Origin of the sequence: Histidinibacterium lentulum (assembly GCF_003789055.1) — a bacterium.
In the GTDB taxonomy this organism is placed as follows: Bacteria; Pseudomonadota; Alphaproteobacteria; order Rhodobacterales; family Rhodobacteraceae; genus Oceanicola; species Oceanicola lentulus.
The window spans coordinates 18,864-37,556 of record NZ_ML119087.1 but is presented as its reverse complement, the minus strand read 5'-3'; the positions used below and the strand labels follow the sequence as shown (position 1 = coordinate 37,556).

Sequence of the window (18,693 nt, the reverse complement as noted above, 5' to 3'; positions counted from 1 at the left end):
CTCAGCGCAGACGCGCGACGACGTAATCGGCCAGATCGGAGAGGGTATCGCGGATCTCATGCTCAGGCAGCGCGCCGAGGGCGGCTCGGGCCTTCTCGGCCCAGGCCTGCGCCTCGGTCTTGGTGGCCTCGAGCGCGCCGTGCCGCCCGATGATCCGGAGCGCCTCCCCGAGATCGCCCTCATCCTGGCGGCCCTTCTCGACCGTGCGGACCCAGAAGGCGCGTTCCGCCTCGTCGGCGGCGGCCACGGCGAGGATCACCGGCAGCGTCAGCTTGCGCTCGCGGAAATCGTCGCCGACGGCCTTGCCCGTGGCCTCCGAGCCCGCGAAATCGAGATAGTCGTCGACCATCTGGAAAGCGATCCCGAGGGCATCGCCATAGGCGGCCAGCGCCCGCACCTCGCTCTCGGGCCGCCCCGCGATGACCGCACCGACCTCGGTCGCGGCGGAAAAGAGCGCGGCCGTCTTGCCGCGGATCACCTTCAGATAGACGTCCGGCCCCGTGGCGAGATTGCGCGCGGCGGTCAGTTGCAGCACCTCGCCCTCGGCGATGGTGGCGGCGGCGTTCGACAGGATGTCGAGCACCCGCAGGTTGCCGGTCTCGACCATCAGCTGGAACGACCGCGCAAAGAGGTAATCGCCCACCAGCACCGAGGACTGGTTGTCCCACAGAAGATTCGCCGTGGGCCGCCCGCGCCGCTGGGCGCTTTCGTCCACCACGTCGTCGTGCAGCAGCGTGGCCGTATGGATGAACTCCACAGTCGCGGCAAGGTGGATGTGGTGCGGCCCGCCGTAGCCGCACATCTTCGCGCTGGCGAGCGTCAGCATGGGACGCAGGCGCTTGCCCCCCGCCTCGACGAGATGGGCCGTCACCTCGGGAATCCGCGGCGCGTGTTCGGAGGCCATCCGCGCGCGGATCAGCGCGCTGACCTCGGCCATCTCGGGGGCGACGATCTCCGCCAGACGTTCGTGCGGCTTGGTGGCGGCGGTGTCGAGACCCATGACCTGTCCGTGTGTTCCTGATCCCATGCGATGGACAAGGCCGCCGTTGCCGCTTTACCTGCCCCCATGAGGGAACTCCTGCGCAGCAACGATCCGACCGTGATCGCCTTCGCCAAGGCGCTACTTGGCGGCGAGGGTATAGACTGCTTCGAGTTGGACGTAAACATGAGCGTCCTCGAAGGCTCCATTGGCATTCTGCCGCGGCGGCTGATGGTCCGGGCGAAGGATCTGTGGCGGGCGGAGATCGTGCTCCGGGACAATGACATCGACCTCGGACGCTGAGCTGACTCGGGACGCCTTTCTCGGCGGACGGCTGCACCTGTGGCAGCCGCGCCGGGGCTTTCGCGCAGGCGTGGACGCGATCCTGCTGGCGGCAGCGGTGCCCGCCCGGGCCGGGGAGTGCGTGCTGGAGCTGGGCTGCGGTGCGGGGGCGGCGGTGCTGGCCCTTCTGGCGCGTGTTCCGGGGGCGGTGGCTACGGGCGTCGAGGTGCAGCCCGACTATGCGGCGCTTGCGCGGCGCAATGCCCTCGAGGCCCGGCTGCCGCTGGACGTGGTGGAGGCGGATCTGGCGCGGCTGCCGCCGGCGGTGCGCGGGCGAAGCTTCGATCACGTCATGATGAACCCGCCCTATTTCGCGGCCGAAACCGGGACCGGGTCCGCCGATCCCGGACGTGATACCGCCCTGCGCGGCGATACGCCGCTACCCGTCTGGATCGACGCGGGTCTCAGGCGGCTCAGACCCGGGGGGCGGCTGACGGCGATCCAGCGGATCGAGAGGCTGCCCGAGATGCTTTCTGCGCTCGATGCGCGGATCGGGTCGGTGGCGGTGGCGCCGCTCCAGCCCCGCGCCGGGCGCCCGCCGCAACTGTTTCTCTTGTCGGGCAAGAAAGGAGGACGCGCGCCGTTTCGGATGACACCACCGACGGTCCTGCACGAGGGCGCGCGGCACGAGACGGATGCAGAGGACTACGCCCCCGCGGTCGCCGCGGCGCTGCGCGACGGCGCGGCACTGGCGCTCTGGGATTAATCACTTCGAAAGGGTTGCGCGGTCTGATGCCCGGATGCTGCCCTGCAGCGTGACAGGACGATGAAACTGTGATGCGCTGAGGGTGCGAACCCAGACCTGCAAGGAGGCATCGGATGAGCCTGACTTCCCACCTGGAAGAACTGAGGAAGAAGCACAAGCACCTCTCTGACGTCGTCGAACAGGCTCAGAGGAGCCCGGCGACCGACGACCTCGAAATCGCTCGTCTGAAGAAGCAGAAGCTGCAGATCAAGGAAGAGATCCACCGCCTCGGCGGTGCCTGACCCTGCGACGCCGGACCGGGAGGTCCGGCCCTGGCGGTGCGCCCCCGGGCGCGTCGCGGGCGGGTTGTGGCCTGACGTGGCCGCCCCGCCTTTACCCCGGCGGTCGGGGGTCGGCGCCAGATGCGCCGCCCCCCCTTTCGGCCGGGCCTGCCGGCCCGGAACAGTTCAGACGAAGAACTGCGCCCCGTTGGCCGAGATCGTGGACCCGTTGATGAAGCCCGCGTCGTCGGAGACGAGGAAGGTCACGCAGCGCGCGATCTCCTCGGGCTCGCCCAGCCGGCCCGCGGGAATCTGCGGAATGATCTTCGAATTGAGCACATCCTCGGGGATGGCCCGCACCATCTCGGTGCCGATGTAGCCCGGGCAGACGGCATTGGCCGTAATGCCCGCGCGCGCGCCTTCCTGGGCGAGAGATTTCACGATCCCGAGGTCTCCTGCCTTGGTCGCGGCATAGTTGACCTGCCCGGCCTGGCCCTTCTGACCGTTGATCGAGGAGATCACCACGATACGGCCGAACTTGCGGTCGCGCATCCCCGGCCAGACAGGGTGGATCGTGTTGAAGACACCGGTGAGGTTGGTGTCGATCACCTCTTTCCACTGCTCGGGCGTCATGCGGTGGAACATCGCGTCTCGCGTGATGCCGGCGTTGGCCACGACGATCTCGATGGGACCCAGATCCGCCTCGACCTGCGCGATGCCGGCCTTCGATTCGTCGTAATCGGCGACGTTCCACTTATAGGTCCGGATGCCGGTCTCCGCAGTGAAGGCCTCGGCCTTCTCGGTATTGCCGGCGTAGGTCGCGGCGACCTCGTAGCCTTCGGCCTTCAGCGCCTTCGAGATGGCGGCGCCGATGCCGCGGCTGCCTCCGGTGACCAGTGCTGTGCGTCCCATGTTCGTCCCTCCTCGGATGCTACGGGGTGTGGTTCAGCCACCGCCGCCCGTCCGCCACGCCCATGTCCCAGGTCCGGCGCAGCATCTCGGGGTCGGTGAAATCTATCTTGTCGACGGGCACTTCCTCGCCCGGGGCGAGGTAGGTCCGTCGCGGCGCATCGGGAATGCTCCGGTAGCGCCGGGTCAGGGCGATCAGCGTCCGGCCTTCGTCCGGTTCGGGCACAGGCGCCTGATCGACCATGCCGCCGTCGATCACCGGCTTGCCGTCCCAGAGCGGAGGCTCGAACACCGGCGGGATCGTCGCGGCGGCACAGATCAGGTCCGTCAGCCGGTTCTCGCGCGCGGCGGCCCGGCCATCGACGAAGCTCGAGGTGACGCCGAGCGCCTCGGCCCAGGAGAAGTGCGGCGAGCCGACGATGTGCAGTTCCGCCTCATAGGCCATCGAAGCCGCCGCGCCGGAGCCGCTCGGCATGCCGTGCAGCGGCGGATGGGCGATCAGCACCTGCCAGGGCGGCCCGTCTGCGATGATCCGGCGGGCATCGGCGTCGATGATCTCCTCGACCACCTCGCGGTAGATGCGCTGGTGCGGAGTCATGCCGTCCCGCTCCACCGTGTTCCAGGCGATGTTGCTGTCGTTCCGGGCAAAGCGCGCGGCCATTGCCTCGAGGATGTCCCGGCCCCGGCGGCAGATGAATCCCGCCGCCGAGAGCGTGCCGCCGGAGACGGAGGCGATTCGCGCGGGCGCAAGCCCGATCTGGTCGCGGACCGCGTCCATGAAGCCGCCCTGCCAGAAACAGCGCAACCCGCCCCCGGAGAGGACAAGCTGGTCATATGGCGAGGCACGTTCCATGGGCGGAGACCGGGCTTCGGCCCGGTCCGGCCTTTACCGTTCGACGCAGAGTGCCACGCCCATGCCGCCGCCGATGCAGAGCGTGGCGAGACCCTTCTTCGCGCCGCGACGCTTCATCTCGAAAAGGAGCGTGTTCAGCACCCGCGCGCCGGAGGCGCCGATGGGATGGCCGATGGCGATGGCGCCGCCGTTCACGTTCACCTTGTCGGGGTCCCAGCCCATGTCCTTGTTCACGGCGCAGGCCTGGGCGGCGAAAGCCTCGTTCGCCTCGATCAGGTCGAGGTCGTCCACGGTCCATCCGGCCTTCTGCAGGGCCTTGCGGCTGGCGTGGATGGGTCCCACGCCCATGATCGACGGATCGAGACCCGCGGTGGCGTAGGAGGCGATGCGCGCGAGCGGCTCGATCCCCCGGCGTTCGGCCTCCGCGGCGGACATCAGCAGGACGCCCGCGGCGCCGTCGTTGAGGCCGCTCGCGTTCGCGGCTGTGACGGAGCCGTCCTTGGTGAAGGCCGGGCGCAGTTTCTGCATGCCTTCGATCGTCGCGCCGTGGCGGATGTATTCGTCCTTGTCCATCACGGTCTCGCCCTTGCGGGTGCGGATCGTGAAAGGGATCACCTCGTCGTCGAACTTGCCGGCCTTCTGCGCGGCCTCGGCCTTGTTCTGGCTCGCCAGCGCGAATTCGTCCTGCTGTTCGCGGGTGATCTGCCACTGCTGGGCCACGTTCTCGGCGGTCTGGCCCATGTGGTAGCCGTTGAAGGCGTCCCAGAGCCCGTCGCGGATCATCGTGTCGATATACTGGACGTCGCCCATCTTGTGGCCCTGGCGCAGGTTCTGGGCGTGGGGGGACATCGACATGTTCTCCTGCCCGCCGGCGCAGACGATGTCGGCATCGCCGAGCAGGATGTGCTGCGCGCCCAGCGCGACGGCGCGCAGGCCCGACCCGCAGACCTGGTTGATGCCCCAGGCCGCGCTCTCTTTCGGCAGACCCGCATTGATATGGGCCTGGCGCGCAGGGTTCTGGCCCTGAGCGGCGGTCAGGACCTGGCCGAGGATCGTCTCGCTCACCTCGCCCTTCTCGACCCCGGCGCGGGCGACCACGGCTTCGAGGACGGCGGCGCCCAGGTCATGGGCGGGAGTGTTGGCGAAGCTGCCGCCGAAAGACCCCACGGCGGTGCGGGCGGCGGAGGCGATTACGACGTCGGTCATGGGCTGTTCCTTCCTCGGTCCTGTCATGCAAGACGGGGCGCGGCGGTCAGGAGCGGGCCCCGCCCGGTCGCGTCCCGTCTAGCCTTGCGGGTTCTCGCGTCCATGTGACAGACGCCCGCAGGCCCGGGCAAGACCCTGCGGAAACGTGGAGGGCCGACCTCGCGTCAGAGGCGGGTCCGGGGCGCGCCGAGGTGATAGCCCTGCAGGCAATCGACCCCCGCGCCGGTCAGCCAGTCCGCATCCGCAGCCCGTTCGACGCCCGGAGCGACGGCGAACATGTCGAACTGATGGGCGACGGCGAGCAGGGCGGAGATGAGCGCCTGGTTGTCGGGGCTGTCGGCCACGGCTTCGGTGAAGCTTTGGTCGAACTTGACGAGGTCGAAGAAGAAGCTGCGCAGATGACGGAAGGAGGTGAAGCCGCCTCCGAAATCGTCGAGCGCGAAAGCGATGCCGACCGGCTGCATCTCGGCCATGAAGCGGGCGACCACCTCGGGGAGCAGCATGGCAGAGCGCTCGGTGATTTCGAGGATCAGCCGCTCCGGCGCAAGGGGACTTGCGGCGAGACTGTCGGACAGGGCCTTGCGCCAGGCGCTGTCGGCCAGCGACCGGGCCGAGACGTTGATCGAGAGCCGGACGCCCGGATTTCGGCGCAACAGATCGAAGCCGAGCGAGAGCGCGGCCGCGTCGATGTCGCGGCCCAGCGCCGTCTCCTCCACGAGAGGATGGAAGACGCGCGCGGGCAGCAGCCGACCTCCGGAGTCGGTGATCCGGATCAGACCCTCATAGAAGCCGATTCCTCCGCCGGCCAGCATCACGGGCTGGACCGCGAGACTGCAACGACCGGCGGCCAGAGCCTCCCGCACCATCTCGGGCGTATCGTGATCGCGGGCGGCGAGCACGTAGGCGAAGGGATCCTGTGCATCATGGGCCGCGCGGGTCTGGTCGAATGCGGTCATGGCGGCGGTCCGGGCTGAGGGCGCTTCTTCTGGCACCCTGCACCAAAGCCCCCTAACCTGCGGTGAACACGGAAAATGCGAGGGACATTCCATGGCGCGTTGCCCCTGGGCGGGAACCGATCCGGTCTACATCCGCTACCATGACGAAGAGTGGGGGGTGCCGGAGCATGACGGACGCGCGCTGTGGGAGAAGCTGGTTCTCGACGGGTTCCAGGCCGGGCTCGCCTGGATCACGATCCTTCGAAAGCGCGAGGCGTTCCGCGCGGCTTTCGCCGGGTTCGAGCCCGAGGTGATCGCGGGTTGGGGAGAGCCCGAGGTGACGCGGCTCCTCGCGGATCCGGCGATCGTTCGGCACCGCGGCAAGATCGAGGCCACGATCGGCAATGCTCGGGCCTATCTGGACATGGGAGGGTCTGAGGCCTTCGCGACGTTCTGCTGGGACAGGGTCGATGGCGCACCGCTGCAGAATCGTTGGCCCGACATGGCCGCGGTGCCCGCCGCGACGCCACTGTCGACGCGCTTCTCGAAGGACCTGAAGGCACGGGGGTTCCGGTTCTGCGGGCCGACCATCGTCTATGCCTGGATGCAGGCCTGCGGGCTGGTGAACGACCACATCGCCACCTGCCCGCGTCACGGCGAGGTCGCGCGGCTGGGCCGGCTGGGCGATTGAACGTCGCGGGGGGCCGATGAGCGGTGACTGAATTGAGTATTTCCGGCCAGATGAGACAGGGGCCGCGTCACCAGCGGCGGAGGGCGTCCTCGTCCTCGTCGCGGGCAGCGACCCAGGTCTCCGTCTCTCCGGTCACCTCCTTCTTCCAGAAGGGCGCGCGGGACTTGAGGTAGTCCATCAGGAAGTCCGCCCCGGCAAAGGCATCGGCCCGGTGGGGCGCCGCGGTCAGCACCATCATGATCGTCTCGCCCGGCGAGAGCCTGCCGAAGCGGTGGATGATCCATGCGCCCGTCAGCCCGAAGCGGGACACGGCCCTGGTCCGGATCTCCTCCAGCGCGCGTTCGGTCATGGCGGGGTAATGCTCGATTTCCATGTGGTCGAGCCCGCCCGAAAGGTCGCGCACGATCCCGGTGAAGCTGACCACGGCGCCCGCGCCCTCCGCTGCGGCGGTGAAGGCCGAGAGCTGCGCGCCGGGGTCGAAGGGCGCCTCCTGAACCGTGACCTCCATCCCGGCTCAGCCTCCGGTCATGGGCGGGAAGAAGGCCACTTCACGCGCACCTGCCAGCGGCGCGTCGAAGCCGGCGAGGGTCTGGTCCACCGCGACCCGGAGCGCGGTCGTGTCGGCAAAGGCGGCGGCGTAGCGATCCTCTCGAGCCTTCAGTTCCTCCACGAGGTCGGCCACGGTCGCGGCATCGGTGGCCACCTGTTCCTTCGGCAGGCCGATGCGCTCTCGGACCCAGGCGAAATAGAGGACGTCGATCATGTGGGCTCCTTCAGGAAGGGCATCGACTTGCGGAAATAGTCCCACCCCGTGACCAGCGTCAGCACCGCCGCGATCCAGAGCAGCGCTGCGCCGAGGCGGCCGGACCAGAGATAGCCCTGTTCCAGCGTCCGGAGGCCGGCCTCGCCGAGCTCGCCCGCGTCGACCCGGAGATGGTGCAGGAAGATGCCCTGGGCGAAGAGGACGGCGATGGCGACCATCTGCACCGTGGTCTTCCACTTGGCGAGCCAGGTGACCTTGAGCGTGGCCTTGCCGGGACCGACGTATTCCCTGAGGCCCGAGACGAAGACCTCGCGGAAGATGATCAGCGTCGCGGGCAGCACGATCCAGGGGCTCATGTCGGAATAGCCGAGGATCACCGCGAGGGCGACCAGGACCATGGCCTTGTCGGCGATCGGGTCCATCGCCGCGCCGAAGCGGGTCTCCATGTTCCAGGCGCGGGCAAGGCGGCCGTCGATCCAGTCGGTCGCCGCGACCGAGGCGAAGAGGATCAGAGCCACCCAGTCCGCGAAGGGGCGGTGGAAATAGAGGAAGATCACCGCGACGCCGGGGGCGGCGAAGAGGCGCAGGATCGTCAGGATGTTGGGCAGGGTCCACCGCATGACAGCACAACTACCCGGTCGGGGGGCGCTGTTCCACTGCGATCCCGCGAGGCGGGCCGCCGCGCGCCGGCGCCGCCCCGGGCGCGGCGCGGGCAGCGCCGGGCGTCCACACGTGGACGCCCGCACAAGCTACTGGAAAAACGACATTTTCGGCGTGGACGCCCTGCGGCGTTAACCTTTGGCCGGGGGCCATGTCAGCCCTGCTCGTGGAAATGGGCGTAGATCTTCTCCGCCAGCCCCTCGGAAATGCCGTCCACCGCCCGGAGGTCGGCGAGGTTCGCGCGGCTGACGGCCTTGGCGGAGCCGAAATGCGCCAGCAGCGCCCGCTTGCGGGTGGCGCCGACGCCGGCGATGTCGTCGAGCGGATTGGCGCTCACGGCCTTGGCGCGTTTCGCCCGATGGGTGCCGATGGCGAAGCGGTGGGCCTCGTCGCGCAGGCGCTGGATGAAATAGAGCACCGGGTCGCCGCGCCGCAGCGCCATGGGCCGCTTGCCGGTTCGGTGAAACTCCTCCTTGCCAAGGTCGCGGTCCACGCCCTTCGCCACACCGATCATCGGGATGTCCTCCACCCCCAGCTCGGCCATGATCGAGCGCACCGCCGACACCTGCCCCTGCCCCCCGTCGATCAGCAGAAGGTCGGGCCATGTGCCCGAGCGGCGGTCGGGGTCCTCCTTCAGGAGGCGCTTGAAGCGGCGGGTCAGCACCTCCTTCATCATGCCGAAATCGTCGCCGGGGGTCATCTCTTCGCCCTTGATGTTGAACTTGCGGTATTGGTTCCTCTCCAGCCCCTCGGGCCCCGCCACGATCATCGCACCCACGGCATAGGCGCCCTGGATGTGGCTGTTGTCGTAGACCTCGACCCGCTGGGGCGTCACCGGCAGATCGAAGGCTTCGGCGAGACCCTTGAGCAGCTTTCCCTGCGTCGCCGTCTCGGCCATCTTGCGGGCGAGGCTTTCGCGGGCGTTCCGCAGCGCGGAGGACACGAGTTCCGCCTTCTCGCCGCGCTGGGGCACGGCGATCTCCACCTTGCCGCCGCGCTTTTCGGACAGCGCCCCGGCCATCAGCTCCGGATCGTCGAGCCCGTGGGACAGCAGCACCAGTCGGGGCGGCTCGCGGTTCTGGTAGAACTGGCCGGCGAAGGCCTCCATGATTTCCGCAGGATCCTCCACCCCGCCGACGCGGGGGTAGAAGTCGTGGTTGCCCCAGTTCTGGTTCGACCGGATGAAGAAGACCTGAACGCAGGCCTGCCCTCCGTCCATGTGCAGCGCGATCACATCGGCTTCGGCGGTGGTCTGGGGGTTGATCCCCTGGGCCGACTGCACCTGCGTCAGCGCACGGATGCGGTCGCGCAGGGCGGCGGCGCGCTCGAACTCCATCGCCTCGGAGGCCGCCTGCATCTGCCGCGCGAGGTCTTCCTGAACCCTGGTGGTCGATCCTTTCAGGAAGCGTTCGGCATCGGCCACCAGGCCCCGGTAATCCGCCTCGGAGATATGGCCGACGCAGGGCGCGGAACAGCGCTTGATCTGGTAGAGCAGGCAGGGCCGGGTGCGGCTCTCGAAGGTGCTGTCGGAGCAGTTCCGGAGCAGGAACACCTTCTGCAGCTGGTTCAGTGTCCGATTGACCGCGCCGGCGCTGGCGAAGGGGCCGTAATAGGCGCCCTTCTCGGTCTTGGCGCCGCGATGCTTCTTGATCTGCGGATAGGCGTGATCCTTGGCCACGAGGATGTTCGGAAAGGATTTGTCGTCACGCAGCAGCACGTTGTAGCGCGGCTTCAGCTGCTTGATCAGGTTCTGTTCCAGAAGCAGCGCCTCGGTTTCCGTGCGCGTCGTGAGGAACATCATCTGCGCCGTCTCGGAAATCATCCGGGCGATGCGCGGGGAATGCTGGGCCGAAGGGCGGGAATAGGAGGAGACGCGCGCCTTGAGGTTGCGCGCCTTGCCGACGTAGAGCACCCGCGCCTGCGCATCGAGCATCCGGTAGACGCCGGGGCTCGAGTCCAGCGTCCTCAGGTAGGACTGGATGCAGGCATGGCCCGTGGGGCCTTCCTTCTGCGGGGTTTCTGCGTCGTTGTCGGTCATCGGTCGGACATCGCGATTCTCTGGGGGTGCTGCCTCAGCCGGACCGGCGGAGCAACCGGTAACCTGTCCACGGAATCTGGGGACAACTCTGTGGGCGAGATAGGGGCACGGCCAGATTTCCCTTGTTTCTTCATTGTTTCGTTACATTGCCTAAAAATTCGGCGCTCTGGCAAATGCCTGAAAACCAATGACATTATTTTTGAGCTCCCGCTCAAGCCACATCTGGCTGCCCAAAGAACAATCTGCGGTTGCCGAGTCTCGCCGCCTTGCCGGCCGGTGCACAACTCGGACCGCAGGGTCAGCCGGGCTCGCCCACACCCATTTCGTCCGGTGTCTGCCAGATCAGGTGCTGCCCCGCGTCGATGCACAGCAATTGCCCGGTCACGGCGGGTGCATCCAGAAGGAACCCGAGGGCCGCGCAGATGTCCGAGGGGTTCGATCCCCGGCCGAGGATCGTGGAGGACCGCTGCGCCGCGAAATGCGAGTCGGGCTGTCGCGCGCCCTGCAGCGTCGGGCCGGGGCCGATGGCGTTCACCCGCACCCCCTGCGGGCCGAGCGCCTGGGCGGCGGTCCGGGTGAAGGCCCAGAGCCCCATCTTTGCGATGGTATAGCTCATGTGTTCGGGCGACAGCTTGCGGACCTTCTGGTCGATCATGTTGACGACGAGGGCCTGCGCCACCGGCTCTCCCATCTCGTCCGGCACCGGCGCGGGCGCCTGGGCAGCGAAGGCCCGGGTCAGGACGACGGGCGCGCGGAGGTTGCTCTCCAGATGGCGGTCCCAGCTTTCCCGCGTTGCGCTGGCGAGGGTGTCGTACTCGAAGATCGAGGCGTTGTTCACGAGGCAGGTCAGCGGGCCCCCCATGGCCTCGGCGGCGCGGGGCACGAGGGCCTGCATCTCGGCTTCCACCGTCAGATCCGCCTGCAGCGTCGCGGCCCGGCGACCCCTGGCGCGGATCTCGGCGGCCACCTCCTCGGCTGCGTCAGCGGAGCCTGCGTAATGCACCACGACATCCAGCCCACGATCCGCGAGATAGAGCGCCATGGCGCGGCCCAGCCTTTTCGCGGCTCCGGTGACGAGGGCGCGGGTCATCCGAGCACCAGCACGAGGTAGGCGACATAGGCGCCGGTGAAGATCACGCCCCAGAGGCGCGTGATGTCCCGTTTCAGGAACACGAAGGGCACCAGCAGCAGCGAGGCGGCGAGCATGATCCAGAGGTCCTGCTCGAGGAACGTCGGTTCGACCGGGATCGGGCCCACGAGGGCGGCGACGCCGATGATTCCCAGAAGGTTGAACATGTTCGAGCCGATGACATTGCCCAGTGCCACGTCGGCCTTCTGCCGGATGGCGGCGACGAACGTCGTCGCCAGTTCGGGCAGCGAGGTCCCGACCGCGACCAGGGTCAGGCCGATGACCGTTTCCGTCACGCCATAGGCGCGCGCGATGTTGACGGCGCCGTCCACCAGCAGGTCCGCCCCGATGGGCAGACCCACGAGGCCCAGGGCGAGATAAAGCAGGATGCGCGGCCAGCCGAGGCTCGGATCGGCGCCCTCCAGGTCCTCCTCCTCGAGATCGACAGGCTCCACGACCGCGCCGTCGCCCGCGCGGCGGTGGGCGCGCGCCGCGCTCGCCGCATGGACCAGCATCGCGGTGAGGGCCACGAGCAGGATCAGCCCGTCGATCCACGTGAACGGGCCGAAGAAGGCCAGCGCAATGAACAGGACCGAGGCCGCGAGCATCTGCATGTAGCTGTCGCGGGTGTCGTGACCCGAGGTGTGCATCGTCGCGATCAGGGCCGGGATGCCCAGCACGAGCAGGATGTTGGCGGTGTTGGAGCCGACCACGTTGCCGAGAGCGATGCCCGGCGAGCCCGCGAGGATTGCCTGGACGGAGATCAGCAGCTCCGGCGCGGAGGTGCCGAAGGCGACGATGGTGAGCGACACGATCAGCGCGGGGATGCCGAGCCGCAGGGCGAGGTTCACTGCCCCCTTCACGAGGCTGTCGCCCGCGAGCAGCAGGATCACGAGGCCGAGCCCCACATGGACCCAGTCCATCATCATGTGCGGTCCTTTCCGCAGGGGCACGGCCCGCTGCCGATCCTCGGGCGACCGCAGCTGCGGCAGGTCTTCGACTGGCCGATGCGCGGCATCCTCAGCTTGCCGAACATCGCGAGCACGCCCATCGCGACGAGAAAGAGGGTGACGATCTTGATGATCACCAGAGGTCGTACCTTGCGCCGATCGTCCGGGTCTCGATCTCGCCCAAGGCGCCCTCTGCGGCCTGCGCGCCCAGCCGCTGGAACAGCGAGCGGCGCGGGCCGAAACGGCGGAACTGGACCTTCTGGCCGTAAAGCTGCTGCATCTTCGGGACGAGATGGCCCACGCCATCGGCGAGGCCCTCGTCTACCGCCTTGCGACCGATGCGGATCTCGCCGGTGAAGAGATCCGGGTTGTCGGCCAGCCGCGCGCCGCGCCGAGCCTTGACGTGGCCGATGAAGACCTCGTGCATCTCCTCCAGGATCGCGTTCAGGCGCTCCACGTCCTCGGGCTTTTCGGGGCGGAACGGGTCGAGAAAGCTCTTCGACCGGCCCGCCGTGTGGACCCGGCGTTCCACCCCGTAGCGGCCGATCAGGTCATGGAGGCCGAAACTCGCCGAGATCACGCCGATGGACCCGACGATGGAGCCCGGATCGACATGGATGTCGTCCGCCGCGCAGGCGATCCAGTAGCCGCCCGAGGCCGCCACATCCTCGACGAAGGCATGGACCGGCAGCTTCTTCTCGTCGGCCAGCCGCCTAATGCGCGCCCCGATGAGGGAACTTTGCACCGGCGATCCGCCAGGGGAGCTGATCTGGAGGGCGACGGCCTTGGGCTTGCCGCGAAAGGCCTTCTCGATCACCGGCGCCATGGACGGATCGTCGAGCCCGCGCCCGCCCAGCCCGATGGGCCCCTGGAGCCGGACGACATGAACCCGCGGAGGCGAGGGGACGAAAGGATTGAACCGGCTCATGGCGTGCACATAGGCCTCGGGCACAGGCCCAGCAAGGGCGCAGCGCACCCTGCCCGCCCGCGTGTCGCCGGGCTCACTGGCGCAGCCTCCAGCCGGTGCGGAAAATCCAGTAGATCGTGTACATGCACAGCAGGGTGAACCCCGCGATGGCCAGCAGACTGAGGCCCACGGGCACGTCCGACATGCCGAAGAACGACCACCGGAACCCGGAGATGAGGTAGATCACCGGGTTGAAGAGCGTGATCGTCTGCCACACGGGCGGCAGCATCGAGACCGAGTAGAACGAGCCCCCGAGGAACACGAGGGGTGTGATCACGAGGAGCGGGATGAGCTGCAACTGCTCGAAATTCGACGCCCAGATGCCGATGATGAACCCGAGCAGCGAGAAGCTGATGCAGGTCAGCACCATGAACGCCATCATCGCGGGCCAGTTCTGGATCTGCAGGTCCACGAAGAGCGCCGCCGTCAGCAGGATCACCACCCCGATGAACAGCGCCTTGGTGGCCGCCGCCCCGACATAGCCCAGCGTGATCTCGAGAAAATTGACCGGCGCGGAGAGCTGTTCATAGATCGTGCCGATGAATTTCGGAAAGTAGATCGCGAAGCTGGCATTGGTGGTGGCCTGGGTCATGATCGACAGCATGATGAGGCCCGGCACGATGAAGGCGCCGTAGGTCACGCCATCCACCTCCTCGATCCGGCTGCCGATGGCGGCGCCGAACACCACGAAGTAGAGCGAGGTGGAGATGACCGGCGATATGAAGCTTTGCAGCAGGGTGCGCCCGAAACGGGCCATCTCGTAGCGGTAGATCGCCTTCACGGCATTGAGGTTCATTCCGCGGCCTTTCCGCTGGCACCGGGGGTGACGAGGCCGACGAAGATCTCCTCGAGCGACGACTGCCGCGTCTGCAGGTCGGACATGTGCAGCCCCGCGGCCTGAATGTCGTTCAGAAGTCGCGTGATCCCGGTTCGCTCTCCCGTGCTCTCGTAGCGGTAGAGCAGCGCGCGCCCGTCGGGCGCCCGGTCCAGCCCGTACGGCGCGAGGCTCTCGGGGATCGCGTCGACGGGCTCCGCCAGTTCGATCCGCAGTTCCTTCTGGCCCATGCGGGTCATCAGCGCGGTCTTGTCCTCGACCAGCAGGATCTCCCCTTTGTTGATCACCGCGATGCGGTCGGCGATGGCCTCGGCCTCCTCGATGTAATGGGTGGTCAGGATGATCGTGGTCCCCGCCGCGCGCAGGCGGGCGACGATCTCCCACATGTCCTTTCTCAGCTCGACGTCGACGCCCGCCGTCGGCTCGTCGAGGAACAGCACCTGCGGTTCGTGGCTGAGCGCCTTGGCGATGAGCACGCGCCGTTTCATCCCGCCGGACAGGGTGACCACCTTTTGATCGCGCTTGTCGTGAAGCGAGAGTTGCCGGAGCAGGTCGTCCAGATAGGCGTCATCTGGCGGCAGGCCGAAGAGACCGCGCGAAAATCGGACAGTGTTCACGACCTTCTCGAAAGGCTCGAGGCTGATCTCCTGCGGCACGAGGCCGATCAGCGACCGAGCCGCGCGATAGTCCTGCCGCGTGTCGTGCCCGCCCACGGTGACGCTGCCCGAGGTCTGTACCGCGATGCCGCAAATGGTGGAAATCAGCGTGGTCTTGCCCGCGCCGTTGGGCCCGAGGAGCGCGATGATCTCGCCTTTCCGGATGTCGAGGCTCACACCGTTGAGGGCCATGAACCCGGTCTTGTAGGTCTTCACGAGATCGCGGACCCGAACGATCGGCTCTTCGGTCATGGGCGCCCTCCCCGGCTGAGCGGACCCTAGCGGGGTGCGGCGCGATGTCCAGCGCGCCCGCGCCGCGTCAGCGCACGAGCCAGCCGCCGTCCACGGGGATCACCGTGCCGGTGACGTAGTCCGATCCGGGCGCCGCGAGGAACTGCACCGCGGTGGCGAGGTCTTCGGGCACGCCCCAGCGCCCGACCGGGATGCGGCCGAGGATCTCCGCCGCGCGGTTCCCGTCTGCGCGCAGGGCCTCGGTGTTGTCCGTCTCCATGTAGCCCGGCGCGATCGCGTTCACCGTGATGCCGCGCGGCGCAAGCTCCGTCGCCAGCGCCCGGGTCAGGCCGACGATCCCGTGTTTCGACGTGGTATAGGACACCACGCGAATGCCGCCCTGGAAGGAAAGGACCGAGGCCACGTTGATGATCCGCCCGCCCGGTTCCATGCCCGCCGCGGCGGCCTGCGACAGGCGGAAGGCGGAGCGGAGGTTGACGTCCATCACGCCGTCCCAGTCCGCGAGGGGGAAATCCGAGAGGTCGTGGCGGCGGATGATGCCCGCGTTGTTGACGAGGATCGACACCGGACCCAGCGCCTCCGCGACCTCGGCCAGCACCGCGCCGGCGTCGAACTCCCCGCCGAGGTCGACCTTAAGACCGTGAAAGCGCCGCCCCATGGCGCGGATCCGGGCGTCCGTCTCCGGCATGGGCGAGGACCCGAGGCCCGCGATGTCGGCGCCGGCCCCGGCCAGGGCCATCGCAAGCCCCTGCCCCAGTCCCGTGCGCGCCCCGGTCACGAGGGCCGTGCGCCCCGTCAGGTCGAATGCGCTCCACGGTGCTGCAGTCTGTGTCATGGCGGCCTCCAGGGGTTGTCCGTCAGCGCAGAAGACCGCGCCTGAGGCTGCGCCGCAACCCGCCGCTCCATGATGCCCGAGCGGTCCGGGGGAGGAGGCTTTCAGGCCGCCGACCATGTCCGGTTAGCTCGAAGGCCTGACATGAGTGTCCACCAATCCGGGGCAGCATCAGGCGACGCGTCCGCCATGGGCCTCGGACCGATGGCCGCACCATGGCGAACCGCTCGAGACCAACGACGAACGGACCGTTGCGAGAAGATTCAAGAGCTTTGAAACGCGCGCGCGTCACAGACAGTCCAGACATCAGGCTGCCTGCCGCGGCCACATGATCAGGCTCGGACCTCCGAAGGTCGGCGCTCCTGTCCCACGCACCGCAGCACTATGGGAGCTTGCCTCCGACCATTCCCTGGTGCCGCGAGAAAGCAGGAGAGGGCGTCACGAAAGTTTCGTATTCTCTCCGCCGGACCCCTTGCATCGCCCCCACATCCCGAATAGGTCACCGGTGTTGGCGCGGGGTGGAGCAGCCCGGTAGCTCGTCAGGCTCATAACCTGAAGGTCGTAGGTTCAAATCCTACCCCCGCAACCAAACTTTCCTCCAAGATATCAAACGTTTACGCCGCCCTCCGGGCGGCTTTTGCGTGTCGCGCCGTGTTGCAAGCCCGTCCCGACCGCTCCCCAAAGATTCCAAAGGCTTACGATCAGCCCCGATTCCTCCGTGCAACACGGATGCGACACGGGACGGGCCAATGTTCGCGGGGTGTTCGCGGCCTATGGTGCTTGCCATCCGCTCCAACCGGAGCCGTCATGATCCCCGACATCATGTCGGAGACCGCCCCATGCCCAAAACCAACGACGCCGCACTCGCTGCCTTCATCGCGCGCAAGGCCGAGATTGACGCGGCCCTCGACCGGATACGAGTCGCCAGCGACGACCACTTCTTCGTCAGCCCCGAGAGCGTGAACTGGGGCCACGTCACCGCCCTCGCTGATCACGCTGCGCTGCTGAAGCGGATCACGGACAGCATCTTCCACGAAGGCGAACACGCTCAGTCTTCGGTGACGGGCCGAGCCCAATCGGGCAAGGCATCGAGATAAATCAGTTCCTCACGTAGTACCGGATCGAGCGCCTCAGGGAGCAATTGGCGCAATAACTGCCATTCCTCCGACTCCTCATCCGCCTGCGCGCCGTCCCGGTGGCGTCGCAGATGGTCACCCACCTTCGTTCTGAGCAGGTCACTGCTCGCCGTGTTTCTGATCAGTCGGGTCAATAGGTCTGCGTAACGGGCAAACGTGCCCGAGTGCAGATACGTATTGAGCATTGCTCGAATGTTGGGATGGCCGCTCGCGTAGTTGCGTTCCTTTCCGTTCGCCGTCGCCACGATGGAGAAGGCCGCTGCGACGAGTAGACCCTGTGCCCGATCAAGGCCGTTGAGGAGGTCGACGCGATCCCAGTCGGCCAGCTCTCGGAACCAGGGGAGGCGACGTTGCTCGATGTCCCGGAGGCGCGGAGCGACGAGCCGGTCTTCGTGATAGGGGAGCTTCGAGCGCGGGACGGTGAGTTCGTCGAAGCGAACGAGCCGCGGTCCATCGAAGCCATCGCCGTCGGCCAGGTAACACGACAGGACCAAGGTCTTCTGCTCTCGCGAAGCGATAAGCGCTGCCGGATCTAGGACGAATGCGTTTCCTCTGTGGCGACGGATGACGTCTCGAAAGCTCTGCGGCACAGTGCGCGCTGTGTCGATACCGAAGAGGACCCACAGCAAAGGAATGCCTTCGCGCTCGTAGTGCTTGCACCGAGCTGAAATCTCCGTCTGAAACGTGCCCGACATCTGGAACTCTACCGCGAACGGCCCGAAGCCCTCCCACTCCACATAGACATCTGGGAAGCGACCGTGCCCGTTCTCGGTCGGTGGGAGATACTCCGCGATCGTATGCCTGATGTATCGCTCATCCAGCGCAACCAGTTGGCCGACCTGCTCACACATCAGGCGATGGAAATCCGACTCTTGCCGACCTTGGTATTGAGTTGCGCGCGCGTCGTCGGGGGTAGTGTTGCGTCCTTGATACCAAGGGCAACTCGGGTCGCTCCCAGCGTAATGAGCAAACAGTGGACGGCTGACGCCACGAATCCGAGACGTCCGGATAAAAACTTCGCCGTCGCAAGCCATGCAGCGCGCAGCAAGGCCATCTTTTCCGTTGCGCCTGTCAGTGATCCGGTCGCGGATCATTCCCCAGCTGTCGCCTGGCATGGCGAGCAGATCGTGCGCAGTGATGGCACCGATCCGCTCGACAATCGCCGCTTCTACAATGCGTTGGGGTTTCCTCGCCATTTCACCAGTGTATCCGCAGTCCGGAACACAGCAAGAACCTGAGCTCCGATGGTTACGCCGCCGCCGTCGCGATCCCATCCAGCCGCACAGCGACGCTGGTGACGCCGCTCCCCGCGGCCTCCACTGCCACGCCGACGGGGAAGCGCCCCGCAGCGGGCGTGTTCACCTGCTTCGCCGTGTTGTCCCAAGCCACGCGCGCGCCGACCGTCAGCACCGCGGCGCTGGCCTTCGGCAGCTGGAACACGCCTGTGGTGGAGAGCTCGACCGGGTCGCCCTCGGCCGAGGAATAGGCGGCGATGCCGAAGATGTTGCCCACGATCAGCGCGTCGCCCGAGGCGATGCCGCCCGCGGGCGTCGTGACGCGGACGATGTGGCCGTTCTGGAGGTAGTTCTTCATC

23 protein-coding genes and 1 tRNA gene are annotated in these 18,693 nt (G+C 67.4%); 6 read left to right on the top strand and 18 right to left on the bottom strand.

The features are described from left to right. Position 1 precedes the first annotated feature (1 nt). Positions 2–1,000, bottom strand: a complete 999-nt coding sequence (locus EAT49_RS14170; protein WP_123642955.1) for a polyprenyl synthetase family protein — start codon at positions 998–1,000, stop codon at positions 2–4. Between the two features lie 66 nt (positions 1,001–1,066). Here EAT49_RS14170 and EAT49_RS14165 point away from each other — a divergent pair, with 66 nt between their 5' ends. From EAT49_RS14165 to EAT49_RS14155, 3 genes are all read left to right on the top strand, one after another. Next, a complete protein-coding gene (locus EAT49_RS14165; RefSeq protein WP_123642954.1) occupies positions 1,067–1,282 on the top strand; it encodes a putative signal transducing protein in 216 nt (71 codons plus the stop codon). Next, positions 1,260–2,027 carry a tRNA1(Val) (adenine(37)-N6)-methyltransferase gene (locus EAT49_RS14160; protein WP_123642953.1) on the top strand — a complete coding sequence of 256 codons (768 nt, stop codon included), beginning with the start codon at positions 1,260–1,262 and terminating at the stop codon, positions 2,025–2,027. Before EAT49_RS14165 ends, EAT49_RS14160 begins: the two co-directional genes overlap by 23 nt. 113 nt (positions 2,028–2,140) lie before the next feature. Further along, the gene (locus tag EAT49_RS14155; protein ID WP_123642952.1) at positions 2,141–2,308 is read left to right on the top strand and encodes a YdcH family protein; all 168 of its coding nucleotides are present in this window, start codon (positions 2,141–2,143) and stop codon (positions 2,306–2,308) included. A 165-nt stretch (positions 2,309–2,473) separates the two neighbouring features. Here EAT49_RS14155 and phbB read toward each other — a convergent pair whose 3' ends face one another. The 4 genes from phbB to EAT49_RS14135 all read right to left on the bottom strand — a co-directional run bounded on the left by phbB (position 2,474) and on the right by EAT49_RS14135 (position 6,211). Next, the gene (gene phbB, locus EAT49_RS14150; RefSeq protein ID WP_123642951.1) at positions 2,474–3,199 is read right to left on the bottom strand and encodes an acetoacetyl-CoA reductase; all 726 of its coding nucleotides are present in this window, start codon (positions 3,197–3,199) and stop codon (positions 2,474–2,476) included. A gap of 19 nt (positions 3,200–3,218) precedes the next feature. After that, on the bottom strand, positions 3,219–4,049 hold the full coding sequence (locus EAT49_RS14145) for a patatin-like phospholipase family protein (RefSeq protein ID WP_123642950.1): 831 nt from the start codon (positions 4,047–4,049) through the stop codon (positions 3,219–3,221). Between the two features lie 33 nt (positions 4,050–4,082). After that, positions 4,083–5,255: an acetyl-CoA C-acetyltransferase gene (locus EAT49_RS14140; protein ID WP_123642949.1), complete on the bottom strand. Its 1,173-nt coding sequence runs from the start codon at positions 5,253–5,255 to the stop codon at positions 4,083–4,085. A gap of 164 nt (positions 5,256–5,419) precedes the next feature. Continuing rightward, positions 5,420–6,211: an EAL domain-containing protein gene (locus EAT49_RS14135; protein WP_123642948.1), complete on the bottom strand. Its 792-nt coding sequence runs from the start codon at positions 6,209–6,211 to the stop codon at positions 5,420–5,422. 91 nt (positions 6,212–6,302) lie between these two features. Here EAT49_RS14135 and EAT49_RS14130 point away from each other — a divergent pair, with 91 nt between their 5' ends. Then, a complete protein-coding gene (locus tag EAT49_RS14130) occupies positions 6,303–6,881 on the top strand; it encodes a DNA-3-methyladenine glycosylase I (protein WP_123642947.1) in 579 nt (192 codons plus the stop codon). Between the two features lie 67 nt (positions 6,882–6,948). Here EAT49_RS14130 and EAT49_RS14125 read toward each other — a convergent pair whose 3' ends face one another. From EAT49_RS14125 to EAT49_RS14080, 11 genes are all read right to left on the bottom strand, one after another. Beyond that, the gene (locus EAT49_RS14125) at positions 6,949–7,389 is read right to left on the bottom strand and encodes a molybdenum cofactor biosynthesis protein MoaE (protein WP_123642946.1); all 441 of its coding nucleotides are present in this window, start codon (positions 7,387–7,389) and stop codon (positions 6,949–6,951) included. A gap of 6 nt (positions 7,390–7,395) precedes the next feature. Continuing rightward, positions 7,396–7,644 carry a molybdopterin converting factor subunit 1 gene (moaD, locus tag EAT49_RS14120; protein WP_185020765.1) on the bottom strand — a complete coding sequence of 83 codons (249 nt, stop codon included), beginning with the start codon at positions 7,642–7,644 and terminating at the stop codon, positions 7,396–7,398. Continuing rightward, positions 7,641–8,264, bottom strand: coding sequence for a CDP-diacylglycerol--glycerol-3-phosphate 3-phosphatidyltransferase (gene pgsA / locus EAT49_RS14115; protein ID WP_123642945.1), 624 nt, complete (start codon positions 8,262–8,264; stop codon positions 7,641–7,643). The genes moaD and pgsA overlap by 4 nt, the downstream gene beginning before the upstream one ends. A 194-nt stretch (positions 8,265–8,458) precedes the next feature. Continuing rightward, on the bottom strand, positions 8,459–10,342 hold the full coding sequence (gene uvrC, locus EAT49_RS14110; protein ID WP_123642944.1) for an excinuclease ABC subunit UvrC: 1,884 nt from the start codon (positions 10,340–10,342) through the stop codon (positions 8,459–8,461). Between the two features lie 298 nt (positions 10,343–10,640). Beyond that, positions 10,641–11,432 (bottom strand): SDR family oxidoreductase, encoded by a 792-nt coding sequence (locus EAT49_RS14105; protein WP_123642943.1) that lies wholly within the window; start codon positions 11,430–11,432, stop codon positions 10,641–10,643. Then, positions 11,429–12,397, bottom strand: coding sequence for a calcium/sodium antiporter (locus EAT49_RS14100; protein ID WP_123643098.1), 969 nt, complete (start codon positions 12,395–12,397; stop codon positions 11,429–11,431). The genes EAT49_RS14105 and EAT49_RS14100 overlap by 4 nt, the downstream gene beginning before the upstream one ends. Then, positions 12,397–12,558 carry a hypothetical protein gene (locus EAT49_RS21250; protein ID WP_185020764.1) on the bottom strand — a complete coding sequence of 54 codons (162 nt, stop codon included), beginning with the start codon at positions 12,556–12,558 and terminating at the stop codon, positions 12,397–12,399. Before EAT49_RS21250 ends, EAT49_RS14100 begins: the two co-directional genes overlap by 1 nt. Next, the gene (locus tag EAT49_RS14095) at positions 12,555–13,349 is read right to left on the bottom strand and encodes a S49 family peptidase (protein WP_123642942.1); all 795 of its coding nucleotides are present in this window, start codon (positions 13,347–13,349) and stop codon (positions 12,555–12,557) included. The genes EAT49_RS21250 and EAT49_RS14095 overlap by 4 nt, the downstream gene beginning before the upstream one ends. A 73-nt stretch (positions 13,350–13,422) precedes the next feature. After that, positions 13,423–14,184 carry an ABC transporter permease gene (locus EAT49_RS14090; RefSeq protein WP_123642941.1) on the bottom strand — a complete coding sequence of 254 codons (762 nt, stop codon included), beginning with the start codon at positions 14,182–14,184 and terminating at the stop codon, positions 13,423–13,425. After that, positions 14,181–15,131: an ABC transporter ATP-binding protein gene (locus tag EAT49_RS14085; protein WP_123642940.1), complete on the bottom strand. Its 951-nt coding sequence runs from the start codon at positions 15,129–15,131 to the stop codon at positions 14,181–14,183. The genes EAT49_RS14090 and EAT49_RS14085 overlap by 4 nt, the downstream gene beginning before the upstream one ends. Before the next feature lie 67 nt (positions 15,132–15,198). Then, positions 15,199–15,966, bottom strand: coding sequence for an SDR family oxidoreductase (locus tag EAT49_RS14080; RefSeq protein WP_123642939.1), 768 nt, complete (start codon positions 15,964–15,966; stop codon positions 15,199–15,201). 509 nt (positions 15,967–16,475) lie between these two features. On the opposite strand from EAT49_RS14080, the gene EAT49_RS14075 reads away from it, so the two are divergent. Next, positions 16,476–16,552: transfer RNA gene (locus EAT49_RS14075), tRNA-Met, on the top strand. Positions 16,553–16,802: 250 nt separating this feature from the next. Continuing rightward, complete coding sequence (locus tag EAT49_RS14070; protein WP_123642938.1) at positions 16,803–17,060, top strand: hypothetical protein; 258 nt, start codon at positions 16,803–16,805, stop codon at positions 17,058–17,060. Here the strand turns inward: EAT49_RS14070 and EAT49_RS14065 are convergent. Together EAT49_RS14065 and EAT49_RS14060 are read right to left on the bottom strand one after the other, a co-directional pair. Beyond that, the gene (locus tag EAT49_RS14065; RefSeq protein ID WP_123642937.1) at positions 17,012–18,295 is read right to left on the bottom strand and encodes a competence protein CoiA family protein; all 1,284 of its coding nucleotides are present in this window, start codon (positions 18,293–18,295) and stop codon (positions 17,012–17,014) included. The two genes, EAT49_RS14070 and EAT49_RS14065, sit on opposite strands and share 49 nt — an antisense overlap. 52 nt (positions 18,296–18,347) lie before the next feature. Then, positions 18,348–18,692 (bottom strand): DUF2190 family protein, encoded by a 345-nt coding sequence (locus tag EAT49_RS14060; protein WP_123642936.1) that lies wholly within the window; start codon positions 18,690–18,692, stop codon positions 18,348–18,350. Position 18,693: the final 1 nt, after the last annotated feature.